Annotated in this window: 1 protein-coding gene; it reads right to left on the bottom strand. The window is 39.9% G+C overall.

All coding sequences use genetic code 11. From position 1 onward, the window contains the following. Positions 1 to 276, bottom strand: a 276-nt coding sequence (locus MTCD1_RS19065) for an NUDIX hydrolase (protein ID WP_143760173.1), incomplete at both ends; no start/stop codon positions are given.

Below are 276 nucleotides of genomic sequence, written 5' to 3'. Positions count from 1 at the left end.
CTCTTGGATGACTAGCGATAACTTCGAGGTTATGGGCAATTGCTTCGTGGATATTGATCCATAGCGCGCTGACGCCATTTTTGATTTCATTTTCTTCTAATCTTGGTGTACCTAATTGCTTGTTAGCATCGCAAGTAAAGCAGTAAGAAACCATTTTTATACTGTCAAAGCCACCTTTATACCAAGGACGAAGTTCTTCGTAGCAGCCATAAGGTACAATGTTATTAATATTTTCAGCGCCGGTCTCTTCTTCTACTTCACGAATTAAACCAGTGA

This window comes from Colwellia marinimaniae, assembly GCF_002207865.1.
In the GTDB taxonomy this organism is placed as follows: domain Bacteria; phylum Pseudomonadota; class Gammaproteobacteria; order Enterobacterales; family Alteromonadaceae; genus Colwellia; species Colwellia marinimaniae.
The sequence above is the reverse complement of the archived record's forward strand: the minus strand, read 5'-3'. Positions and strand labels throughout refer to the sequence as shown.